Origin of the sequence: Desulfosporosinus sp. OT, assembly GCF_000224515.1 — a bacterium.
Classification (GTDB): Bacteria; Bacillota; Desulfitobacteriia; order Desulfitobacteriales; family Desulfitobacteriaceae; genus Desulfosporosinus.
The window spans coordinates 34,499-42,875 of record NZ_AGAF01000021.1; the positions used below are offsets into that span (position 1 = coordinate 34,499).

4 protein-coding genes are annotated in these 8,377 nt (G+C 44.2%); all 4 read left to right on the forward strand.

Annotated features, from left to right (window positions below; genetic code table 11):
* The first annotated feature begins 64 nt into the window (after positions 1–64).
* The 4 genes from DOT_RS01840 to DOT_RS01855 all read left to right on the forward strand — a co-directional run bounded on the left by DOT_RS01840 (position 65) and on the right by DOT_RS01855 (position 8,108).
* Positions 65–667: a hypothetical protein gene (locus tag DOT_RS01840; RefSeq protein WP_009613373.1), complete on the forward strand. Its 603-nt coding sequence runs from the start codon at positions 65–67 to the stop codon at positions 665–667.
* A 178-nt stretch (positions 668–845) separates the two neighbouring features.
* Positions 846–4,649 carry a phosphoribosylformylglycinamidine synthase gene (locus DOT_RS01845; protein WP_009613375.1) on the forward strand — a complete coding sequence of 1,268 codons (3,804 nt, stop codon included), beginning with the start codon at positions 846–848 and terminating at the stop codon, positions 4,647–4,649.
* Positions 4,650–5,009: 360 nt separating this feature from the next.
* Positions 5,010–7,235 (forward strand): YcdB/YcdC domain-containing protein, encoded by a 2,226-nt coding sequence (locus DOT_RS01850; protein ID WP_009613377.1) that lies wholly within the window; start codon positions 5,010–5,012, stop codon positions 7,233–7,235.
* Between the two features lie 567 nt (positions 7,236–7,802).
* The gene (locus DOT_RS01855) at positions 7,803–8,108 is read left to right on the forward strand and encodes a hypothetical protein (RefSeq protein ID WP_009613378.1); all 306 of its coding nucleotides are present in this window, start codon (positions 7,803–7,805) and stop codon (positions 8,106–8,108) included.
* Positions 8,109–8,377: the final 269 nt, after the last annotated feature.

Consider the following 8,377-nt stretch of genomic DNA (forward strand, 5'->3'; position numbering starts at 1 on the left):
GGGTCTATGAACTTTATCTATCACAGCAAGTTGTATATACCCCATCAAAAGGAGATTTATTGTTTTGAAAAGAATTTTATGGACCTTGCTATTATTGCCTTTTTTAATAACCGCCGGATGTTCAACAAAAACTACAACTAACTCACCAACTGATCCTCCTCAAACATCCACCCCGTCATCTCAGTTGCCACCCACCACAAAAACTCAAAGCACCGATGCAACACCCCCGACTCTGAATTTTAGTTGGATTGCTTTAAAAGACGATATGCTGAATCCTAAAGCCCTAACGAGAGATGGCAAACCGGATGGTCATTTTCATGTCCTATTGCCTTTTACCGAAACGGCAAAGATCAAATACATAATCATGAGAAATACAGAATTTGGAGCACATATTCAATGGGCTTGGGACTACAACCCGACGGTAGCTATAGTTGGTTCTCCGATGGCTGTCTTTGTTAATGGCGAGATGGTCGCACAGGGGACGGATATAGGTTTACCCAGTTCAGGCAATACCGACTTAGATTTATATGTTTCAGAGTTAAACAATGAAAATGGCAGGGATACCTTTAAATTTGCGAAGGGGCAAACTATTAGTATCCAAATCAAGTACATTACTAAGTCGGGCGCGGAGAAAGAATTTGATGCAACGACAGTGGTGAATATGTAAGATAAGTCGCTCCCTCTTTTAATTCCAGCAAAATCATGATATTATGCAAACTAAGAGTTTTGTACCTAATTTTGCGCGCCGAGGCCATAGACAAGTGCTATGGCCTTATACATATTTAACACGCGAAACAACCAATGCAGCTTTAAAAATTATTAACTGATGGAGGATTGTGGATTTTATGGGATCACAAGTAAAACGGATTTATGTTGAAAAAAAGCCGGGCTATGATATTGAAGCTCAGGGTCTCTATAACGATTTATTGGAGAATCTAGGAATTGCAGGACTGGCAGGCTTAAGAATTATTAATCGCTATGATATTTCCGGTATTACGGATGAGGAGTATTTAAAGTCTCGTCCGATTATTTTTGCTGAACCTCCGCTGGATTTGGTGTTTGACGAGGAACTGGAGATTTTCCCTGAGGATCTGGTTTTTGCCATGGAATACTTACCCGGCCAATATGATCAACGAGCGGATTCTGCTGCCCAATGTGTCCAGATTTTGACGCAGAAAGAGCGACCCCATATTGCTTCGGCTAAAGTGATTGTTTTAAAAGGCCAATTATCAGAGGAAGATTTCAGTAAAATCAAGGACTATTGTATTAACCCTGTTGAATCACGGGAAGCTTCTTTAGAAAAACCCATAAGTCTTGAATTTGAAGCCGTTATTCCACCAAATGTAGAGACCATCGATCATTTTACGGAAAAGACGCCTGCTGAGTTGAGATCATTCTTTCAAGAAACCGGCTTAGCGATGAGTTTTGAGGATTTAACTTTCTGTCAGGAGTATTTCCGGGATACAGAGCAAAGAAACCCGACCATTACAGAGATTCGAGTAATTGACACTTACTGGTCCGATCATTGTCGCCATACTACTTTTTTTACCAAAATAGAAGAGGTTTCTTTTGCTGAAGGGGATTTTGCAACCCCTTTGACAACAGCCTATCAGGAATACCTTAAATCTCGGGATTATGTGTATGGTGAAAATCCACCGAACAGAGATATTTGCCTCATGGACCTTGGTATCTTAGGCATGAAAGAACTGAAGAAAAAAGGGCTGTTACCAGACCTTGATGAATCGGATGAGATCAATGCTTGTAGTATTGTGGTGAATGTCGATATCGACGGTCGAAATGAAGAATGGTTAGTTATGTTTAAGAATGAAACCCATAACCATCCCACAGAAATCGAACCGTTTGGCGGGGCTGCTACTTGTTTGGGTGGTGCTATTCGGGACCCCTTGTCTGGTCGTACGTATGTCTATCAAGCAATGCGGGTGACAGGAAGCGGCGATCCCAGGGCGAAAATTGCGGATACCTTAACAGGAAAGTTACCCCAAAGAAAGATAACTCGCGGCGCGGCTTCCGGTTATAGTTCTTATGGCAATCAAATCGGGCTGGCCACAGGGCAAGTCGTCGAGGTCTATGATGAAGGCTTTGTGGCCAAACGGATGGAAATCGGGGCTGTGATTGCGGCGGCCCCTCGCGGAAACGTAGTCCGTCAAGCCCCTGAACCAGGGGATGTTGTCGTACTGGTCGGTGGGAGAACAGGTCGGGATGGCTGTGGCGGTGCTACGGGTTCTTCTAAAGAACACACCGCGGAGTCTTTACTGACTTGTGGAGCGGAAGTGCAAAAGGGAAATCCGCCAACCGAACGGAAGATTCAAAGACTCTTCCGTAATGCTCAGGTTAGTACCCTGATTAAACGATGTAACGATTTTGGAGCGGGTGGCGTAGCTGTAGCCATTGGAGAATTAACGGATGGCTTAGAAATTAACCTGGATGCTGTTCCGAAAAAATACGAGGGTCTTGATGGAACTGAGTTAGCTATATCTGAATCTCAGGAGCGTATGGCAGTCGTTATTCGAGCTGAGGATTTTGAGTCGTTTGCCCTGTATGCTCAGGAGGAAAACCTTGAGGCCACCTTAGTGGCCCGGGTTAGTGATAACCCTAGACTTAAGATGCTTTGGCGGGGACAGGCCATTGTCGATATCAGCAGAGAGTTTCTTAATACCAATGGTGTTAAGCAAAAAACGAAGGTTCAAGTAACCACTCCTGAGGCAAGTATTAACTATTTTAATAGGTTGCCGGAAACAGTCACCAAGGCTTTAGTTGCCGAAAACAAGAATCTCGCTTGGCAAGAAGCTTGGTTGGCTAATTTAGCTGATTTAAACGTCTGCAGCCAAAAAGGACTGGTGGAAAGGTTTGACAGCAGCATCGGAATGTCTTCAGTCCTGATGCCGTTGGGTGGTAAGTATCAAGTAACTCCGACAGAAGGTATGGTGGCTAAACTTCCTGTGCTCACTGGAGAAACGAATACTGCGACGATGATGACCTATGGCTATAATCCACAGCTGGCTAAATGGAGTCCTTTTCACGGTGCCTTATATGCCGTCATTGAGGCGGTGACTAAGATCGTTGCCCTGGGTGGAGATTATCGTAACGTACGTCTTACCCTGCAGGAGTATTTTGAACGGCTTGGGACAGATCCGGAAAAGTGGGGAAAACCGTTTAGTGCTTTACTCGGGGCATTTTATGCGCAGAAAAAACTGGAGATCCCCGCCATCGGAGGAAAAGACAGTATGTCTGGGACCTTCATGGATCTGCATGTACCTCCGACATTAGTTGCCTTTGCCGTCAATGTCACCCGTGCAGATAAGGTTGTGTCTCAAGAATTTAAACAGGTCGGTAGTCAAGTCGTTTTGGTTGCTGCCACCCGAGATGAACATGAAATTCCGGATTTTGAACGGCTGGTTAAAAACTATCAGAAGATTACTGAGTTAATAAATTCTGGAGTTGTTATGGCAACACATACCGTAACAATGGGAGGGCTGGCCGCTGCTCTCAGCAAAATGTCTTTCGGCAATCGAATCGGGATGGTCTTTAATCGTCCGATAGATATTAAACGCTTGTTTTCGGCGGACTATGGTTCACTAGTCTTAGAAATCGGAGAAACGGTCAATCTAGCGGATGTTTTTGGCGAGGTAGCGTACCAACTAATTGGCAATACTCAAGAAAAGCCTGTGATCACGGTTAATGAAGTGGATCTTGAGCTGAATGTTGCTTTACAGGCCTGGGAAAAGCCTTTGGAAAAAATCTTTCCAACGCAAACCGAGCAAGTCTCCCAACCACAAAAAATAAGTTATCGCTTGCGGAATACTCAAAAAGCTTCTACTAAAATCGCCAAACCAAAAATCTTAATTCCTGTATTTCCAGGTACTAACTGTGAATACGATGCGACTAAGGCTTTTGAGAAAGCTGGAGGCTTGGTTGAAACTCTGGTGATCAGAAACCTAACGGCTTCAGATGTGGAGCAATCCATTGAGGAGATGGTTAAAAAGATTAAGCAGGCGCAAATCGTCATGCTTCCGGGAGGGTTCAGTGCCGGAGATGAACCGGATGGTTCTGGCAAGTTTATCGCGACCATGTTCAGAAATCCTCGGATTAACGAAGCGGTGCTGGAATTGATCAAGCACCGTGATGGTTTAATGCTCGGGATTTGTAATGGCTTCCAAGCTTTAATAAAGCTTGGGCTCGTTCCATACGGTGAAGTCATCGATTTGATGGAGGAATCTCCAACCCTAACGTATAATAAAATCGGGCGTCACGTTTCCTGTATGGTCCAAACGAAGGTTGTTTCCGTCTTGTCCCCTTGGTTTAGCGGGGTAAACCTGGGAGATATTCATACCGTGCCCGTCTCACATGGAGAAGGACGATTTGTGGCCAGTACTGATATGATTGAGACGTTGATTGCTAATGGGCAGGTTGCAACTCAATATGTCGATTTCGCTGGTAACCCTAGCAATGATATTATTTATACACCGAATGGCTCCTACGAAGCAATTGAAGGGATCACCAGCCCCGATGGACGGATTCTAGGCAAAATGGCCCATTCGGAAAGAACCGGAAGTCAGATAGCGATTAATGTTCCTGGTAATAAGTATCAACCCATTTTCGCCGGTGGAGTGAATTACTTCCGAGGATAGATTAGAGATTTTATCAAAAAATTGACAGCTCTCGCTGAAAGTCATTTAGGCTGTTTAGCGAGGGCTGTTTTGCTGAAGAAGTCACCCAACAATATGAGTCAATATGAAAAAAGTAGAAATAAGTCAATAAATTCTCTGTCAGAAAGCTCAGGTTAGCTCCGTCTATTATATTAGGGAACTGGAGGGGGAGAGAAACTCTCAAGTCTAAGATGGAGGGGACAAGCAAAATTTTATATGATGTAAAGAGGTGACAGGGTATAAGAGGTATAAAAGGTATAAGAGATATAAGAGGTTAGGTATAAGGTGTTAAACAGTGATCATTATTATATTCAAGAAAGAAAAAAGAGAGGTGGCTAACCTATGCAAAAAAATTGGCGGCATGCCCTAGCTGTTATGGGGGTTACCCTGATGTTGGGACAAATGATTCCTGGGCCAGTCGCCCTGGCGGGAGAAATCAGTAGCTCATCGGCTATGCAAACCTTAGCTATGCCTGAAATTTCCTTGGAAAAAGCAATTCTTATCGTTAAAACGAACTTTGATGTACCTAGTGATTACACTGACTTTAATTCTACATACAATACCTACGATGATCGCCAGGTCTGGTCTTTGCACTGGAATGGCTCGGCAAAACAACCGGGATCGTTTACGGCTGAAGTTAGTGCTTCGAATGGCGATATTCTAAGCATGAACTATTGGAAAAACGATGACCAAGCGAGCAATAACGGGGCACTTCCAGCGATAACCAAAACCAAAGCGCAAGAAATCAGTAATCATTTGCTGAGTCAGCTGTTGGGCGACCGTGCTAAACAATTGCGCTTGATCCCAAGCGATCAAGAGATAATGCCACTCGGCAATAACAGCCCGGTCTACTACGCTTTTCAATACCAACGGCTTATCAACAACTTGCCTTTTCTTAGTAATGGAGCAAATGTGCAGGTCTCTGGCAGCGATGGACACATCACTTCCTTTAATCTCAATTGGAGTGAGGTGCAAGCGCCCGAGGTAAAGGGCGTAATTAGCGTCACTCAGGCCCAACAGGCCTTTACAAAGGCTCCCTTTTTTAAACTCCAATATTGGGCTTCTGCTCCCTATAAACCTTTGATTGTGGGACAAAAGACAGCAGCTAAGCTGGTTTACCAATTAACGGGCCAAAACGGGGGAGCAATCGATGCCTTAACCGGCGAACCTCTTGAGCTTGGAGCGGGAGATTGGCTGGCAACTGATTCGGCTATAAGTGGCGGGATGGGGGCCTATGACAAAGGAGTGAATCAGAGTGCCAATGGGATACCTGTGCTGACCCCTCAGGAACAACAAGAGATAGATCGGACTGCTCTGCTTCTTAAACGGGATGAGGCAATTGCTGCAGTGCAGCGCTGGGTTACAATTGCCAATAACTTAACCTTACGCAGTGCGAATCTGGGTACAGATTGGCGCAATCCGGATCAGCGCATCTGGAGCTTTGACTGGAACAATACAGGACCGGAAACCGAGGAAGGGAAGCCGCAATCTCTAAGCGCCAGGGTCAGTGCCACAACGGGCGAATTACTAGGGTTTAACCTCTCTTTTGCCCAGACAGGGAAGACTGAGACGAAACTCGACCGAATTGCAGCGCAAAAGTTGGGCGAAGAATTCCTTAAAAAAGTTCAAACCAAACGATTTAGCCAAGTCACTATAGACCCCGATAATAACTCGAATGGTAAAATAGGTCCGGAATCTTGGAATACCCAATCTTTTTCGTATCATCGAGTAGCCAATGGCGTGGATTTCCCGGACAATGGTATGACCGTCAATGTGGATCCAGTGGCAGGCGTGGTCACTGGTTTTGACCTAAACTGGTCCGAACTCGATTTACCTGGTGTTTCCGGGATTCTCAGTAAAGACAAGGCTGCAGAATCATTTCTCAAGGCTCGCCCCTTGACTCTAGCTTATGTCCGGATTTATTCCAATGGGTTGCCAGGAAATTTGCGGTTAGTTTATCTTCCATTTAACCCAGACCGCAGCACGCCACTCTCCAATACGATGGACGCTAAAAGTGGAGAACTGCTTGATTACCAAGGACAGCCGTTGGAGAAAGGGGCAAAACCCTATACTTTTACCGATCTGACTGGAGTCAATGGAGCTCAGGAAATCGCAGCTCTTGGGCAAGCCGGGTTATTCGGTGATTTTGCCAGCAGTTTTAAACCTCAGGAGAAAATGAGTATTGCTTCGTTGTTGCGAGCCATGTATCTTAGCCGGTTTGGGTTGTGGGGAAATAATGGCCTTTCTGACATTGAAGTCATGACCAAGGCTAAAGAAGAGGGCTGGTTAAAAGAAGATCTTCAGCCTGGAGATTATGTAAACCGTGAACTCTTAGCCAAAGTTTTAATTCGCTATATTCAGTTAGCTAAGGTAGCGGAACTAAAAGATATTTATCAAGTCAATTTCCAAGATGCTGCTCAAATTAACCCAGATGCCTTAGGCTATATTGCCCTGGCCAGTAGTTCGGGTATCCTAAAGGTAGAAGGACAGGTACTGGCCCCGCGTGACGAAGTAAGCCGCGCTGAGGCCGCTGTTGCGCTCTTTAGAGCTTTAGGTTGGCATAGCTGATGATGAACATCAAAAAACACTTCAATATTTAAAAAACGAGTATCATTTAAGGCACTTCTGGTAACTATAATCGGGAAAATAAAGGAGGTGCTCTTAATGGAAGCAGGGGTACGAAACAAGCTTTTGGGAGTTATCGATGAGATCAAGAGAGATGACATTATGGCTTTAGTTAAAATAAGTGTTGCGGATTGAAACAATGCACCGGAAGTCGCGTCCGTGATGACGCGGGAAAGCCTCGAAGACGCTGGATTTAAAGAAGGAGATACCGTAGAAGCTCTTATCAAGGCCGTTAACGTTGTCTTTGTAAAACACTAAAAGACGAGCCACCCAGGCGATAAACGATACTTAAAATAAGGGTAGGTAATTCATAATACTAAGGATTACCTACCCCTTGTTTTATATTAAGTCCGAAAGATTCCTATTGGGTGGGTTCCTTCTGACCATCAATTAGGTGGGGTGTGTTCACTTGTAATTTATCTTTACCACCTATTTTTTGCAGGGTTTCTAGGATGCCTGTCGAACTCTAATCTATAGCATGTCGATTATAACAAATAGGAGATGAATTTCGTGAAAAGTAAATTTGAAGGAGCTGTTATAACTGAACAGGGCAAAACCTGTGCAGTTGTTTCTGTCCAGCCGGCTATGTTCCAAAATGCAATTAACGCAACGATGATTATCAAAGCATTATTACCTGTCTTTAAGGGAATTCCGGTCGTTCTCATGACCATAGATGCCAAGGGGGTTCCGGGTTATTTCGGAAGAGGAGACCTTATCGATCTACTTGAGAATGTCAACATTAAAGAAGCTGCTTGGAGTCAAATAGAAGCTGATATTGAATTAAATAATTCCTCTTGCCCGATGAAAGAAGAGTAAAGGCGTCAATTACGACATTTTTCCTTTCAGCTTAGCTGTATTTATTCGTCATATTATCTTTTGTTACTAGCTATAGTAGTTGACTCACCAATAATATGGGTTTCTGAATTGGAATCAAAAATAATTTAAAACCCAAAAAATTTGAGGAGGGAATTACATTGGAAAAATTTCTATTTGTGCTAAATCGTGGGCTGGAGGACCCTGTCCGCGCCACCCGAGCTTTGCAGCTTGCGAAGTTTGCCAAAGAGAAAGGGCATGAAGTCAATATC